General features: G+C 66.4%; 12 protein-coding genes. 1 reads left to right on the top strand and 11 read right to left on the bottom strand.

Translation table 11 applies throughout. The features are described from left to right. Positions 1–284: 284 nt before the first annotated feature. From glmM to H0X95_RS06475, 4 genes are all read right to left on the bottom strand, one after another. Positions 285–1,640 (bottom strand): phosphoglucosamine mutase, encoded by a 1,356-nt coding sequence (glmM, locus tag H0X95_RS06490; RefSeq protein WP_006497611.1) that lies wholly within the window; start codon positions 1,638–1,640, stop codon positions 285–287. A gap of 27 nt (positions 1,641–1,667) precedes the next feature. Further along, a complete protein-coding gene (gene folP / locus H0X95_RS06485) occupies positions 1,668–2,561 on the bottom strand; it encodes a dihydropteroate synthase (RefSeq protein ID WP_442859832.1) in 894 nt (297 codons plus the stop codon). A gap of 76 nt (positions 2,562–2,637) precedes the next feature. Beyond that, positions 2,638–4,536 (bottom strand): ATP-dependent zinc metalloprotease FtsH, encoded by a 1,899-nt coding sequence (gene ftsH, locus H0X95_RS06480; RefSeq protein ID WP_006490511.1) that lies wholly within the window; start codon positions 4,534–4,536, stop codon positions 2,638–2,640. A 166-nt stretch (positions 4,537–4,702) separates the two neighbouring features. Next, positions 4,703–5,365, bottom strand: a complete 663-nt coding sequence (locus H0X95_RS06475; protein WP_006497613.1) for an RlmE family RNA methyltransferase — start codon at positions 5,363–5,365, stop codon at positions 4,703–4,705. A gap of 193 nt (positions 5,366–5,558) precedes the next feature. On the opposite strand from H0X95_RS06475, the gene H0X95_RS06470 reads away from it, so the two are divergent. After that, positions 5,559–6,086 (top strand): YhbY family RNA-binding protein, encoded by a 528-nt coding sequence (locus H0X95_RS06470; protein ID WP_058901318.1) that lies wholly within the window; start codon positions 5,559–5,561, stop codon positions 6,084–6,086. A gap of 68 nt (positions 6,087–6,154) precedes the next feature. Here the strand turns inward: H0X95_RS06470 and H0X95_RS06465 are convergent, their stop codons facing one another. The 7 genes from H0X95_RS06465 to H0X95_RS06435 all read right to left on the bottom strand — a co-directional run bounded on the left by H0X95_RS06465 (position 6,155) and on the right by H0X95_RS06435 (position 15,693). After that, positions 6,155–6,613: a DUF4149 domain-containing protein gene (locus tag H0X95_RS06465; protein ID WP_006497614.1), complete on the bottom strand. Its 459-nt coding sequence runs from the start codon at positions 6,611–6,613 to the stop codon at positions 6,155–6,157. Positions 6,614–6,627: 14 nt separating this feature from the next. Further along, on the bottom strand, positions 6,628–7,104 hold the full coding sequence (gene greA, locus H0X95_RS06460; protein WP_006476345.1) for a transcription elongation factor GreA: 477 nt from the start codon (positions 7,102–7,104) through the stop codon (positions 6,628–6,630). 118 nt (positions 7,105–7,222) lie between these two features. Further along, positions 7,223–10,477, bottom strand: a complete 3,255-nt coding sequence (carB, locus tag H0X95_RS06455) for a carbamoyl-phosphate synthase large subunit (RefSeq protein ID WP_006490587.1) — start codon at positions 10,475–10,477, stop codon at positions 7,223–7,225. 49 nt (positions 10,478–10,526) lie between these two features. Then, positions 10,527–11,186, bottom strand: coding sequence for a leucine efflux protein LeuE (leuE, locus tag H0X95_RS06450; RefSeq protein ID WP_006490589.1), 660 nt, complete (start codon positions 11,184–11,186; stop codon positions 10,527–10,529). A 36-nt stretch (positions 11,187–11,222) separates the two neighbouring features. Beyond that, on the bottom strand, positions 11,223–12,368 hold the full coding sequence (gene carA, locus H0X95_RS06445; RefSeq protein ID WP_006490550.1) for a glutamine-hydrolyzing carbamoyl-phosphate synthase small subunit: 1,146 nt from the start codon (positions 12,366–12,368) through the stop codon (positions 11,223–11,225). A 365-nt stretch (positions 12,369–12,733) separates the two neighbouring features. Further along, positions 12,734–13,951: an MFS transporter gene (locus H0X95_RS06440; protein WP_080331315.1), complete on the bottom strand. Its 1,218-nt coding sequence runs from the start codon at positions 13,949–13,951 to the stop codon at positions 12,734–12,736. A gap of 155 nt (positions 13,952–14,106) precedes the next feature. Beyond that, a complete protein-coding gene (locus tag H0X95_RS06435) occupies positions 14,107–15,693 on the bottom strand; it encodes a transglycosylase SLT domain-containing protein (RefSeq protein WP_012492491.1) in 1,587 nt (528 codons plus the stop codon). Positions 15,694–15,727 lie beyond the last annotated feature (34 nt).

Genomic DNA, 15,727 nt, shown 5'->3' with positions numbered 1-15,727 from the left:
GCAAGAATTGCCTGCCTCGGAGGGGCGGGGTGAACGCCCGTTTTCAAGGGCGTGCGCGCGCATCGTAGCGCAGGGTCGGCCGGAGGGGGAGCCCGGTCCGGCGGCAGGCGTGATTCCGGGGTCGGATGCCTGAATTGATCGGAAGAATGCGTTTGGCGAAGGACCCTTCTATTAGGTGTCGCAAACCTTTGCGTCCGACAAAACCGCGGCGCCCGAGGGCGCCGCATGCACATTCACCGAAAACGGGCGCGCAAGCGGCCGGGCCGCCGCGCGCCCTGTCCCGGTCAGGTCGTCGCCGCCCGCACCGCGTCGGCGATCGTCTCCGCATGGCGCACCGCGTCGGCCGCCTGCTGCGCCTCGACCATCACGCGCAGCACGGGCTCCGTGCCCGATGCGCGGATCAGCACGCGGCCGCTGCCGGCAAGCGCGGCTTCGGCTGCGTCGATCGCCGCGCGAATCGACGCGCTGCCCTTCCAGTCGGCGCCCGGCTTCATCCGCACGTTGATCAGCTTCTGCGGGAACAGCGTGACGCCGTCGAGCATCTGCGCGAGCGTACGGCCGCTGCGCTTCAGCGCGGCCAGCACCAGCAGCGCCGACACGATGCCGTCGCCGGTCGAATGCCGGTCGAGCGACAGGATGTGGCCCGACCCTTCCGCGCCGAGCTGCCAGCCATGCTCGCGCAACTGCTCGAGCACGTAGCGGTCGCCAACCGCCGCACGGACGAACTTCACGCCCTCGCGCTGCAGCGCGACTTCGACGGCGAGGTTGGTCATCAGCGTGCCGACCGCGCCTTCGACCTTGCCGTCGGTGACGATGCGGTCCTTCACCAGCACGTAGAGCAGCTCGTCGCCGTTGTACAGGCGGCCGGCCGCGTCGACGACCTGCAGGCGATCGGCGTCGCCGTCGAGCGCGATGCCGAGATCGGCGTGGTTCGCCCGCACCGCGCGCACCAGCGCGTCCGGCGCGGTCGCGCCGACGCCGTCGTTGATGTTGAAGCCGTTCGGCGCGACGCCGATCGGAATGACGTCCGCGCCGAGTTCGTGGAACACGTGCGGCGCGATCTGGTACGCGGCGCCGTGTGCGCAATCGATCACGAGCTTCAGTCCGCGCAGGTTGAACGCGGCCGGGAACGTGCTCTTGCAGAATTCGATGTAGCGGCCGGCTGCGTCGTCGAGGCGGCGCGCCTTGCCGAGCCCGTCGGACGCCGCGCATTCGAGCGGCTTGTCGAGCCACGCTTCGATCGCGGCTTCGGTGTCGTCCGGCAGCTTGTTGCCGTCAGCCGAGAAAAACTTAATCCCGTTGTCGTGATACGGGTTGTGCGACGCGCTGATCACGACACCGGCCGACAGGCGCAGCGCACGCGTCAGGTACGCGACGCCGGGGGTCGGCATCGGGCCGGCCAGCATCACGTCGACGCCGGCTGCCGAGAAGCCGGCCTCGAGCGCGGCTTCGAGCATGTAGCCCGACACGCGCGTGTCCTTGCCGATCAGCACGGTCGGACGCGAGCCTGCCGCGACGTCGGCCGAGCCGGCCAGTACCTTGCCGGCCGCATAACCGAGACGCAATACGAAATCCGGCGTGATGGGCGCGTCGCCCACCGTGCCGCGAATACCGTCCGTGCCGAAATATCGACGTCCCATGGGGTCCTTCCTCCTTCGTTTTCTGACTTATCGTTGCCGCGCGGCTGCGCGCACGGCGTTCCAGACTCTGAGTGCATCGACCGTCGCCGCGACATCGTGCACGCGCACGATCGCGGCGCCACGCTCGACAGCGCACAACGCGGCCGCCACGCTCGCCGCGACGCGCTCGAGCGGCGGCTTGCCGTCGATCACCGCGCCGAGCATCGACTTGCGCGACATGCCCGCGAGAATCGGGTAGGCGCGCCCGTCGGGCCGCGCGGGCGCCGTGTCCGGCAACGCGGCCAGCAGCACATAGTTGTCGTCGACGACCGCCTTGCCGAACCCGAAGCCGGGATCGACGCAGATGCGCTCCGCCGCCACGCCGGCGTCGCGCAACGCCTGCGCGCGCGCGGCGAGAAAATCGCGCACGTCGGTCACGACGTCGCCGTAGTCGGGCTCGCCGACCTGCATCGTCTGCGGCTCGCCGAGCATGTGCATCGCGCACAGGCCGCTGTTGCCGTCGCGCACCGCGTCGATCGCGCCCGGTTGGCGGAACCCCCAGATGTCGTTGATCAGGTCCGCGCCGGCGGCCAGCGCCGCGCGCATCACGGCCGGCTTGTAGGTATCGATCGACAGCGGCACGTTCAGCGGCCGCAGCGCCTCCACGAGCGGGATCACGCGCGCGAGCTCTTCGTCGAGCGGCACGGGCGGCGCACCGGGGCGCGTCGATTCGCCGCCGATATCGAGCAGGTCGGCGCCTTCGGCAATCATCCGCTCGGCCCGGCGCAGCGCATCGTCGCGCGCGAGGAAGCGGCCGCCGTCGGAGAACGAATCGGGCGTGGCGTTGAGGATGCCCATCACGAGCGGGCGTTCGAACGTCAGTTCGAAGCGGCCGCACTGGAGCGGCGCGGGAAGGAACGGGGACACTGCGGAGTCGGACACGAGCAACGGATGTGGATGAATGCAAAACGGGCCGGTGTGAAGCCACACCAGCCCGTGAACGGCGTTAAAGCGGAGATTATGCCGCCGGCGTGGCCGGCGCCGGCGCGTTGCCGGGTTTCACCTCGGCGCTGCTGCCGCCGCCCGACGAATCGCCGCCGACAGCCGGCGAACTCTTCGGCGAGCGCGGCGGACGGCCTTCCATGATGTCGTTGATCTGATCGGCGTCGATCGTCTCCCACTCCATCAGTGCGGCCGTCATCGCTTCGACCTTGTCGCGGTTCTCTTCGAGCAGGCGGCGCGCGAGGCCGTACTGTTCGTCGAGCACGCGGCGGATTTCCGAGTCGACCTTCTGCTGCGTCGCTTCCGAGATCGTGCGCGTGAAGCCCCGGCCAAACGGCGACGCATCGTTCTCGTCGTCGACATAGACCATCGGCCCGAGCGCGTCGGTCATGCCGAACCGGGCGACCATTGCACGCGCCGTCTGCGTGGCCTTGTTGAAGTCGTCCGATGCGCCGGTGCTGACCAGGTTCATGAACAGCTCTTCGGCCACCCGGCCACCGAACAGGATCGCGAGGCGGTCCAGCAGGTAATCCTTCGAATACGTCTCGTTGTCATGCTCCGGCAACTGCCACGTGACGCCCAGCGCGCGACCGCGCGGGATGATCGTGACCTTGTGCACCGGGTCGGCCTTCGGCAGCAGCTTCGCGATCACCGCGTGGCCCGACTCGTGATAGGCGGTTGCGCGCTTCGCTTCCTCGCGGATCACGGCCGACTTGCGCTCCGGACCCATGAAGATCTTGTCCTTCGCGTCCTCGAAGTCCTGCATCTCGACGATGCGCTTGCCACGACGTGCGGCGAACAGCGCGGCCTCGTTCACGAGGTTCGCGAGATCGGCGCCCGAGAAGCCCGGCGTGCCGCGTGCGATGACTGCCGCGTCGACGTCGTTCGCGATCGGCACCTTGCGCAGGTGCACGCGCATGATTTGCTCGCGGCCGCGGATATCCGGCAGGCCGACATAGACCTGGCGGTCGAAACGGCCCGGACGCAGCAGCGCCTTGTCGAGCACGTCGGAACGGTTGGTGGCGGCGATCACGATCACGCCGGAATTCGCCTCGAAGCCGTCCATCTCGACGAGCATCTGGTTCAGCGTCTGCTCGCGCTCGTCGTTGCCGCCGCCCATGCCGGCGCCGCGATGACGGCCGACCGCGTCGATTTCGTCGATGAACACGATGCACGGCGCATGCTTCTTCGCCTGCTCGAACATGTCGCGCACACGGGCCGCGCCGACACCGACGAACATTTCGACGAAGTCCGAACCCGAGATGCTGAAGAACGGCACCTTCGCTTCACCCGCGATCGCGCGGGCAAGCAGCGTCTTGCCGGTACCCGGAGGGCCGACCAGCAGCACGCCGCGCGGAATGCGACCGCCCAGTTTCTGGAATTTCTGCGGATCGCGCAGGAAGTCGACGAGCTCGGACACTTCTTCCTTCGCTTCGTCGCAGCCCGCGACGTCGGAGAAGTTCACCGCGTTGTTGTTTTCGTCGATCAGCCGCGCACGCGATTTCCCGAACGAGAATGCGCCGCCTTTGCCGCCCCCCTGCATCTGCCTCATCATGTAGAACCAGAACACGATGATCAGGATCGTCGGCCCGAGGTAGTACAGCGCGGACATCAGCGCGTTCGGCTCGTCGTCAGCCTTGCCGCTGACCTGCACGCCGTACTTCATCAGATCGCCGACCATCCAGATGTCGCCGGGCGACACGATCTGGTATTTCTGGCCATCAGCCGGAGTGACGGTGAGGTTGCGCCCCTGAACGATGACGTTCTTGACCTTGCCGTTCTTGGCGTCGTCCATGAACTGCGAATAGGACACGCCTTCCTGGACGCGGGGCTTGTCGAACTGCTTGAACACCGTAAACAGCACCAGTGCGATCACCAGCCACACCGCTGCCTTCGAAAACATATTGTTGTTCAAAGCACCACTCCTTCACTCGTAGACGAGCGCCTACATTTTCCTTGCGGCGCCCCTCGGTCATTCTAATCCAGTCCGACCACCCCCGCCATAAGCATTGACAACCGGGGCGATAGCGCTTCGCTTGTCTGGCAAGGGCCGGAGCCCGTTTGCGGCACCGCACTCCGCATCAGCGCGGATGCTTCAGCTGCCGACCCAAAATGAACGTTTCGGACGATTTGTCGCGGGATGCCTTGGGCTTGCGCGGCGCGACAACCTTAAACTGCTGTTTGAATTTCTCGACGATCTGGCTGTAGCCGCTGCCGTGAAAGCACTTCACGAGCAGCGCACCGTCCGGCTTCAGATGGTTCTGCGCGAATTCGAGCGCCAGATCGCAGAGATGCTCGATGCGCGCCGCGTCCGCCGAGGCCACGCCAGAGAGGTTGGGGGCCATGTCGGAAATAACAAGGTCCACCGCGCGGCCTTCGAGCACTTCTTCGAGCTGGTGAAGGACCTCGTCCTCGCGGAAATCGCCCTGCAGGAAGTGGACGTCGGCGATCGGCTCCATCGGCAGGATGTCGAGCGCAACGATCGTGCCGTCGATGCCGCCTTCGCGCTCCGCGTCGCGCTTCTTGCCCTGCGCGAGCTTGTTGCGGGCATACTGGCTCCAGCTGCCCGGCGTGGCGCCGAGATCGACGATCACCTGGCCCGGACGGATCAGCTTGTCCTGCTCGTCGATTTCCTTCAGCTTGTACGCGGCGCGCGCGCGATAGCCCTCCCGCTGCGCCATTTTGACGTACGGGTCGTTGATGTGGTCGTGCAGCCAGTGCTGGTTGAAGCGGTTTTTTGCCATTCGAGAGAGAGATTGCTGCCAATTGCTTCGTGAAGCCGCGCTTTTAGCGGATAATACGCGTCTTCTTCGCGCGGCTGCGGCCCCTTTTCAGGCCCAAGCCGCGATTTTACGTGGTTTCGGCGCACGGCTGACGCGGTAACGTCCCGCGATCGCTTTTCAGCCAGCGCGCCCTTATTTAGATTTCGACATTTCCATGCCCGCCCTTTCGCTTTCTCCCGCCGAGCGCTCCGCGCTGCGCTCCCAGGCCCATGCGCTCAAGCCCGTCGTGCTGATCGGCGCCGAAGGGCTGACCGACGCCGTGCTGAAGGAAATCAAGGTGCACCTCGATGCGCACCAGCTGATCAAGATCCGCGTGTTCGGCGACGAGCGCGACACGCGCATCGCAATCTACGACGAGATCTGCGACCGCCTGAACGCGGCGCCGATTCAACACATCGGCAAGCTGCTGGTGATCTGGAAGCCCGAGGCCGTGGTTGCGGCGCCGGCCCGCGGCCGTCGTGCCGGTGCGCTGCCGAGCGCGGCAGAAGCCGCGGACGACAAGAAAGGCCGTGCACCGCGCACCGTCAAGGTCGTCAAGGTGTCGCCGAACGCGAGCCCCGTGCGCCGTCCGCGGCCGGTCAAGGTCACGGTGCGCGGCAACGAACGCGTGACGGCAGGCGGTACCGTGAAGCGCGCGAAAAAGCGCCAGGCCAGCACCAAGCGGCCGTTCCAGGACAAGTAACGCGCCGGTGCGGCACGGATTGCCGTGCCGCCCTGCCCCGTCGTTGCGCAACGCGCAGCGACGGGCGTTCAGGCGTCGCGCGCCGGCAGACGCCAGATCAGCATCAGCCCCAGCACGCTTTCGACGAGATAGAACACGCTCGAGACGCCGTGCAGCATCCCGAAGCGGCTCGCATACGGCGAATTCGCGATATCGGTGCCCGCATCCATCGCGGCCACGCGCAGCGCGTTCATGAACGGCTGCAGCGCAAAATACCCGACCAGCACGCATACGACCATCGCGGCGACGATCCAGCGCACGCGGCGATACTCGCTGCTGCCGCGCCGCACCTGCTGATTCGACAGCGCGAGCAGCAGTACGCCGCACACGACGCCGAGGATCGCCTCGATACGGAACAGCTGGGCGGCGACCGAACCGGCCGTCATCCGCTCCAGCGTCTTGAACAATACGGGCGCGACCGCATACCCGATCGTCAGCAGGCTGCCGACCCACACGGCCGACAGCAGACGGAACACGCGATGCGGCATCACGTCGCCCCGCTTCAGATGTAGCTGACCGAGATGATTTCGTACTCGCGCACGCCGCTCGGCGCCTGCACGGCCGCGACGTCGCCTTCGGACTTGCCGATCAGCGCACGCGCGATCGGCGAGCTGACCGAGATCAGGCCGTGATCGATATCGGCTTCGTCGTCGCCGACGATCTGGTACTTGACGGTGTCGCCCGACTCGAGATCCTCGAGTTCGACCGTCGCGGCGAACACCACGCGGCCATCGGCGTCGAGCACCGTGGGATCGATGATTTGCGCGGCGGACAGCTTGGATTCGAGTTCCGCGATGCGGCCCTCGATAAAGCCCTGCTTTTCCTTCGCTGCGTCGTATTCGGCGTTTTCGGACAGATCGCCCTGTGCGCGGGCCTCCGCGATCGCGTTGATCACGGCCGGCCGCTCGACGGACTTGAGGCGCTGCAATTCATCGCGCAGTTGCTCTGCGCCACGCTTTGTCAACGGAATGGTGCTCATAAACGGCTCAATCGCTAAAAACGGCTATAAAAAAAATCACCGCGATTAAGCGCGCTTCCGATGCACTGGAAACACCGCCTAATCGCGGCACGTGTTGCTTCGACAGGTAACTGACCGCTTAGTTTAGGCGAGCGTGAAGACCTTGTAAATCATAGACTTCCAGATCCTTCAGGTAGCGCAGGCCTTCGACCGCCGCGCGCGCGCCCGACATCGTCGTGTAGTACGTGACCTTGTGCGCCTGCGCGCTCATGCGGATCGAGCGCGAATCGGCGATCGCCTGGCGCGTCTCGTCGACCGTCGTGAACACGAGTGCGATCTCGCCGTTCTTGATCATGTCGACGATGTGCGGACGGCCGTCCTTCACCTTGTTCACGACCTTCACCGGCACGCCGGCCGCTTCGATCGCGGCTGCCGTCCCCTTGGTCGCGACGATCGGGTAGCCGAGGTCGTGCAGCATGCGCGCGACTTCGACGGCCTTCGGCTTGTCCGCGTCCATCACGGTCAGCAGCACCGTGCCCGACTCCGGCAGGCGCGAACCGGCCGCGAGCTGCGACTTGAACAGCGCTTCGCCGAACGTCTGGCCGACGCCCATCACCTCGCCGGTCGAGCGCATTTCGGGCCCGAGGACCGGATCGACGGTCGGGAACTTGACGAACGGGAACACAGCTTCCTTCACGCTGAAGTACGGCGGCTCGACTTCCTTCGTCACGCCCTGCTGCGCGAGCTTCTGGCCGACCATCGCGCGCGCCGCGATCTTCGCGAGCGGCAGGCTGGTCGCCTTCGACACGTACGGCACCGTGCGCGACGCGCGCGGGTTCACTTCCAGCACGTAGATGATGTCCTGCTTCGAGCCGTCCGCCTGCGGCACCTGCTGGATCGCGAACTGCACGTTCATCAGGCCGACCACGTTCAGCGCCTTCGCCATCGCGCCCGTCTGGCGCTTCAGCTCGGCCACGGTTTCCTTCGACAGCGAGTACGGCGGCAGCGAGCATGCCGAGTCGCCCGAGTGAACGCCCGCCTGCTCGATGTGCTCCATCACGCCGCCGATGAACACCGCTTCGCCGTCGCAGATGCAGTCGACGTCGCACTCGATCGCATCGTTCAGGAAGCGGTCGAGCAGCACCGGCGAATCGTTCGACACCTTCACGGCCTCGCGCATGTAGCGCTCGAGGTCGCGCGGCTCGTGGACGATTTCCATCGCGCGGCCGCCGAGCACGTACGACGGGCGCACGACCAGCGGATAGCCGATTTCGTCGGCCAGCGCGAGCGCTTCGTCTTCGGCGCGGGCGGTACGGTTCGGCGGCTGGCGCAGGCCGAGGTCCTGCAGCAGCTTCTGGAAGCGTTCGCGGTCTTCGGCCGCGTCGATCATGTCCGGCGACGTGCCGACGATCGGCACGCCGTGCGCCTCGAGGTCGAGCGCGAGCTTCAGCGGCGTCTGGCCGCCGTACTGGACGATCACGCCGACCGGCTTTTCCTTGTCGACGATCTCGAGCACGTCCTCGAGCGTCAGCGGCTCGAAGTACAGGCGGTCGGACGTGTCGTAGTCGGTCGACACCGTTTCCGGGTTGCAGTTGACCATGATCGTTTCGTAGCCGTCCTCGCGCATCGCGAGCGCCGCGTGCACGCAGCAGTAGTCGAACTCGATGCCCTGGCCGATCCGGTTCGGGCCGCCGCCCAGCACCATGATCTTCTTGTTCGTGGTCGGCTGCGCCTCGCACTCTTCCTCGTAGGTCGAGTACATGTAGGCGGTTTTCGTCGCGAACTCGGCCGCGCACGTGTCGACACGCTTGTAGACCGGGCGCACGTTCAGTTCGACGCGACGCTTGCGGACGTCTTCCGGCGTCGCGCCGAGCAGCTTCGCGAGGCGGCGGTCGGAGAAGCCGCTCTGCTTCAGGTAGCGCAGCTCGTCGAACGTCAGCGACGCGAGCGTGCGGCCCGACAGCGCCTTTTCCTTCAGGATGATCTGCTCGATCTGCTCGAGGAACCACGGGTCGATCGCGGTTTCCGCGAAGATTTCCTCGGCCGTCATGCCGATGCGGAACGCATCGCCGACGTACCAGATGCGGTCCGGGCCCGGCTCGTGGATCTCGATCGCGATCTCGTCGCGGTTGGTCGACTTCTCGTCGAGGCCGTCGACCCCGACCTCGAGGCCGCGCAGCGCCTTCTGGAACGATTCCTGGAACGTGCGGCCGATCGCCATCACTTCGCCGACCGACTTCATCTGCGTGGTCAGGCGCGAATCGGCTTCGCGGAACTTCTCGAACGCGAAACGCGGGATCTTCGTGACGACGTAGTCGATCGTCGGTTCGAACGACGCCGGCGTCTGGCCGCCGGTGATTTCGTTCTTCAGCTCGTCGAGCGTGTAGCCGACCGCCAGCTTCGCGGCGACCTTCGCGATCGGGAAGCCGGTGGCCTTCGACGCGAGCGCCGACGAACGCGACACGCGCGGGTTCATCTCGATGACGACCATGCGGCCGTCCTTCGGGTTGATCGAGAACTGCACGTTCGAGCCGCCCGTGTCGACGCCGATCTCGCGCAGCACCGCGAGCGATGCGTTACGCAGGATCTGGTATTCCTTGTCGGTGAGCGTCTGCGCCGGCGCGACCGTGATCGAGTCGCCGGTGTGCACGCCCATCGGGTCGAGGTTTTCGATCGAGCAGACGATGATGCAGTTGTCGGCGCGGTCGCGCACGACTTCCATCTCGTATTCCTTCCAGCCGAGCAGCGACTCTTCGATCAGCAGCTCGCGCGTGGGCGACAGGTCGAGACCGCGCTTGCAGATCTCCTCGAACTCTTCGCGGTTGTACGCGATGCCGCCGCCCGAGCCGCCGAGCGTGAACGACGGACGGATCACGACCGGGTAGCCGCTGCCGCCGGTGGCCGCCATGATCTCGGCGTGCACCTTGGTCGCTTCTTCCATCGAGTGCGCGATGCCCGACTTCGCGGAGCCGAGACCGATCTTGGTCATCGCGTCCTTGAACTTCTGGCGGTCTTCAGCCTTGTCGATCGCTTCCGGAGACGCGCCGATCAGTTCGACGCCGAACTTCTCGAGCACGCCGTGGTGGTGCAGGTCGAGCGCGCAGTTCAGCGCGGTCTGGCCGCCCATCGTCGGCAGGATCGCGTCCGGGCGCTCCTTCTCGATGATGCGTGCGACGACTTCCCACGTGATCGGCTCGATGTAGGTCACGTCGGCCGTGTTCGGGTCGGTCATGATCGTCGCCGGGTTGCTGTTGACGAGAACGACCTTGTAGCCCTCCTCACGCAACGCCTTGCAAGCCTGCGCGCCCGAATAGTCGAACTCGCACGCCTGGCCGATGATGATCGGGCCGGCGCCGATGATGAGGATGCTCTTGATGTCTGTGCGTTTTGGCATGGCTTGTGAATTCAATAAGTAATCGTTGTCGTGGGTCGGCCGGCGGCGCTCAGCTCATGGTCGCGAGCGCCAGCTTCACCGAGAAACCGATGAACAGGCCGCCCACGCTGCTCGCCGCGCCTGCCGCGAGCTTGCGGCGGCGGCGGAAATGCTCGGCGAGCCGCGCGCCCGCGAAGATCAGCGTGCTCAGGTACAGGAAGCTCGCGCATTGCGCGATCGCCCCGAGCACGACGAACGACAGCGCGGGATGCGGAAATGCCGGGTCGACGAACTGGATGAAGAACGAGATGAAGAACAGGATCGCCTTCGGATTCAGCAGGCTCACGATCAGCGCCTTGCGGAACGGACGTTCGCCGTCCACCGCCTGCGGCGCATCGACCGGTGCATCGCCGCGCGCGCGCAGCTTGCTCCACGCGCTGCGCAGCATCCCGGTGCCGATGTACAGCAGGTACGCGGCGCCGCCGTACTTGACGACGGAGAACAGCAGCGGGTTCGCCTTCAGCAGCGACGCGACGCCCGCGGCGGACAGCACCATCAGCACCGTATCGCCGACGAACACGCCGCAGGCCGCGCGGTAGCCGGCCTTCACGCCGCGCTGCGCGGCGAGCGACAGCACGTACATCGAGTTCGGCCCCGGCAGCAGGATGATGAAGATCACGCCGAACACGTAGGTCCAGATATCCGTGATGCCGAGTGCGTGGCCGAACATGATGTGAATCTCCCGTCCTTCGGTTGCGTCAGTGACTTAGGCGTTGCGCTGCTTCGCCGCATCCATCAGCGCGGTGAAACGGTCGAACAGGTAGCCGATGTCGTGCGGGCCGGGCGACGCTTCCGGGTGGCCCTGGAAGCAGAACGCCGGCTTGTCGGTCAGCTCGAAACCCTGCAGCGTGCCGTCGAACAGCGACACGTGGGTCACGCGCGCATTGGCCGGCAGCGAATCGGCGTCCACCGCGAAGCCGTGGTTCTGCGACGTGATCACGACCCGGCCGTCGCCGAGGTCCTTCACCGGATGGTTCGCGCCGTGGTGGCCCGTCTTCATCTTGAGCGTCTTCGCGCCGACCGCGAGGCCCATGATCTGGTGGCCGAGGCAGATGCCGAAGGTCGGCACGCCGCGTTCGATGAATGCCTTCGTGGCCGCGATCGCGTAATCGCACGGCTCCGGATCGCCGGGGCCGTTCGACAGGAACACGCCGTCCGGATTCAGCGCGAGCGCATCTTCCGCGCTCGCCTGCGCCGGCAGCACCGTCACATGGCAGCCGCGCTCGGCCAGCATGCGCAGGATGTTGTACTTGACGCCGAAGTCGTACGCGACGACGCGGTACTTCGGCGCTTCCTGCATGCCGTAGCCGCCTTCGAGACGCCATTCCGTCTGCTTCCACTCGAACGGCTTGGTAGTCGACACGACCTTCGCGAGATCCATGCCGGCGAGGCCCGGGAACGAGCGCGCCAGCTCGATCGCCTTCGCTTCGTCGTCGGAGCCCGTCAGGATGCAGCCGTTCTGCGCGCCCTTGTCGCGCAGGATGCGGGTCAGCTTGCGGGTATCGATGCCGGCGATCGCGACGACGCCTTCGTCGCGCAGGTAGTCGCCGAGCGTGCGGTCCATGCGGAAGTTCGATGCGAGCGTCGGCAGATCGCGGATGATCAGGCCGGCGGCATGGACTTTCGTGGCTTCGACGTCCTCGGCGTTGACGCCGACGTTGCCGATATGCGGATAGGTGAGCGTGACGATCTGGCGCGAGTAGCTCGGATCAGTCAGGATTTCCTGATAGCCGGTGATCGCGGTATTGAACACGACTTCGCCGATCGTATGGCCTTCGGCCCCGATCGAATAACCACGAAAGACCGTGCCGTCGGCGAGTGCAAGCAAGGCGGGAGAAAAAGACGGCAACACGGGAGGCTCCTTGGGGAACACCCTGCTGCCGACCTGTTTACCCTGCCGCGCGAGCGCCGCGCTGCGTGGGCGCGCGTGGTCGCTAGCTGGACGCGGCCTGCGTTGTCGAGACGCGAACCCGGCGCGTGGCGCACGAGGCTTCGCGGCATCGCCCGGCAGGCGGCGTGCGGCGGATGAACGGGATGAATGAGGTAGGCGCTAGGGTGCGAGGTTGATCAGCACAAACTTTCAAATTATAGCCTGAAAATGGGCCTATCTTCAATCGATATGGCCGTCCGATCGTGCGCGCGCCGCGCCCTGCCGCCCGGCGCGACGTGCTGCGGCCCTGTTTTCGCGGCCGCCCTGCCCGTCAGCGTACCGCCGGATCAGTGCGCTTGGCCAGCGCCGCGCGCGGGCCACACATACCAGACCGCGCTCGCGAGCTGCAGCGCGAGCAGCACGCCCCAGGCGGTGAAGTGCGCGGCGGCCGGATAACGGCCGTCGACCGCCGGCCAGTGCGACAGCACGGCGCCGACGCCGATCTGGAACGCGAAGATCAGCAGGAAGATCACGAGCGTGAGCGTCGTGTTCGCGCGGCCGATCAGATGAGCGGGAAAGTGGCCGGCCATCACCGCGTAGGTCAAGATACCCACGCCGCCGAACACTCCGTAGGCGGCCCACAGCATGGCGGGCGGCAACGGCACGCGCGCGACGATCGCGAATTGCGTCGCGACGAACAGCGCCATGCCGATGCCGCAAGTCGCGTAGACCGACACGCCGCGCCGCTCGAGCACGCGCGCCGCCGCGCCGAAGCCGACGCAGCCGGCCATCATCGCGAAGCCGAGCACCGACACGAGACGCGCGGCATGCTGCGCATCGAACCCGCCGACATCGCGAAGATACGGACCGACCCATAGCGACTGCATCGCATAGAACACGCCTTGCGTGACGACGGAGAACGACGCGATCTTCCAGAACGCGCGGCTGCCCAGGATGTGCCACGTGCCCTTGAACTGGCTGACGAGCCCGCCCTGATGGCGTGCCTGCTGCGCGTCGGGCGCGCCGAAGCCGATCGATGCCGCGACGACCACCGTCAGCACCGCGAGGCCGAAACAGATCGCGCGCCAGCTCGCCCAGCCGAGCAGCCAGGTCAGCGGCGAACCGACCATCACGCCGCCGAGGCCGCCCACAGCCATCACGAGGCCGTTGACGAGCGGCAGCCGGCCGACGGGGAAATGTTGCGCGAGCGCCTTGAACGCCGCGCCGAGACACACCGATACGCCAACGCCGATCAGCAGCCGGCCGACCATCATCGTGCCGATGCCGTGCGCCGCGCCGAACACGGCCGCGCCGGCCGCCGCAAACAGCAGCATGCCGGCCGTCACGCGGCGCGGGCCGAAGTGGTCGAGCATCACGCCGGCCGGAATCTGCGCCCCCGCGAAACCGAGGAAATAGAGGCTGGTGAGGAGACCGAGATCGGCGGCCGACAGGCCGAGCTCGTGCGTGACGAACGGCGCGAAGCCCAGATTGACGCCGCGGAACACATACGATACGAAATACCCGACCGAAAACAGCGCGAGCACCCTCACCTGCACCGACGACATCGCTCCCCCTTGCCCCATGAAGATGAAGACGCGCGACGTAGCGCCGCCCGCCGCGCACAAACGAAAACGCCGTCACCTCGGTGACGGCGTTTCGTCGAATTCGTCGGATGATAGCGCAATCGTGCCGGCCTGACCGGCCGCCACGCTAGCCGCGCTTACTTCTTCTTGCCCTTGTGCGCGGCGGTCTTGGCCGGCGCGGCTTTCGCGGGAGCGGCCTTCGCCGACTTCGCCGCCGGCCGGGCCGACGACTTGGCGGCGCCGCGCTTGCCGCCGTGCGACTTGCCGCCGACCGCCAGGCTCGCGCGCTCGATGTGCGCACCGCCCGTCGACGTCGCGATCCGCTCCGGACCGGGTTCCGCCGGCACCGAACGGCCGACCGGCACGTGCAGCACGAGCGCCTGCCCCGGCATCACGACATCGCGGTGCGTCCGGTTCCACGCCTTCAACTGGCCGACCGACACGCCGTAGCGGCCGGCGAGCGCAGCCATCGACTGCTTGCGACGCACGCGGATCAGCATCTTGCGCGTATCGGGGACGTCGGGCTCCATCGCGAGTGCGCCGTTTTCGGCGACGTCGGCGCTGATGTCCTCGTCGTCGTCATCGCCGCGCGGCACGACGATCGTCGAGCCCGGCTTCAGGCGCATGCCGGCCGGAATCTTGTTGACCGACATCAGCGTATCGGCGTCGACGCCGATCTTCTCGGCGATCGCAGCCGGACGCGCACGCTCGCTGACCGTATAGGTGGTCCACGACGACAACTGGCCGCTATAGGCTTTCAGGTTCTTCTCGAACGCGGACGCGTTGTCGAACGGCAGCAGGATCTGCGGCTCGGTCGCGCCGAGGATCACGGGCTTCGAGAACGACGGGTTCAGCGAGCGGAACTCGTCGAGCGGCAGGTTCGCGAGCTTCGCGGCCACCGCCACGTCGATGTCGCGCGACGTCGTGACCGTCACGAAATACGGGTGGTTCGGGATATCCGGCAGCGTCAGGCCGTACTGCTGCGGGCTCGCGATGATGTTCTTCACCGCCTGCAGCTTCGGCACGTAGTTGCGCGTCTCGTTCGGCATCCGCAGGCTCTGGTAGTCGGTCGGCAGGCCGGCCGCCTGGTTGCGCGCGATCGCACGCTGCACGTTGCCCTCGCCCCAGTTGTACGCGGCCAGCGCCAGATACCAGTCGCCGAACATGTCGTGCAGACGGGACAGGTAGTCGAGCGCGGCGCTCGTCGACGCGAGCACGTCGCGGCGCTCGTCCTGCCACATGTTGCGCTTCAGGTTGTACGTGCGGCCGGTGCCGGGCATGAACTGCCACATGCCGGCCGCCTTCGCGACCGACAGCGCCTGCGGGTTGTATGCGGACTCGATGAACGGCAGCAGCGCGAGCTCGGTCGGCATGTGACGCGCCTCGAGTTCCTCGACGATGTGATACAGGTACTTCTGCGAGCGCTCGGTCATGCGCTGCACGTAATCGGGACGCTGCGTATACCAGGTCGTCTGCATGTCGACGAGATCGCTCTGCAGATCGGGCATCTGGAAGCCGCGGCGGATGCGCGCCCAGAGATCGGAGTCTGCACTGGTCAGGTCGCCGACGGATTGCTTGTCGACGTCGACAGTTTCTTTGGCGGTGGCTGATTTACGGAGGTAGTTGGACGTCGCCTGCGAATCGGCGGCGTTGTTGGCGACAGGAGGCTGGCTCGCACAAGCGGCGAGTAGCAGCACCACCATCGCACTCAATATAAGTCGCATGAAAATCTCGGCTTCCGACGGCTGGAAATTGCAG

The organism is Burkholderia sp. 9779_493, assembly GCF_015712215.1.
GTDB classification, from domain to species: Bacteria; Pseudomonadota; Gammaproteobacteria; order Burkholderiales; family Burkholderiaceae; genus Burkholderia; species Burkholderia cenocepacia.
Note: the sequence above shows the minus strand (reverse complement) of the source record. Positions and strands in the feature narration are given on the sequence as shown.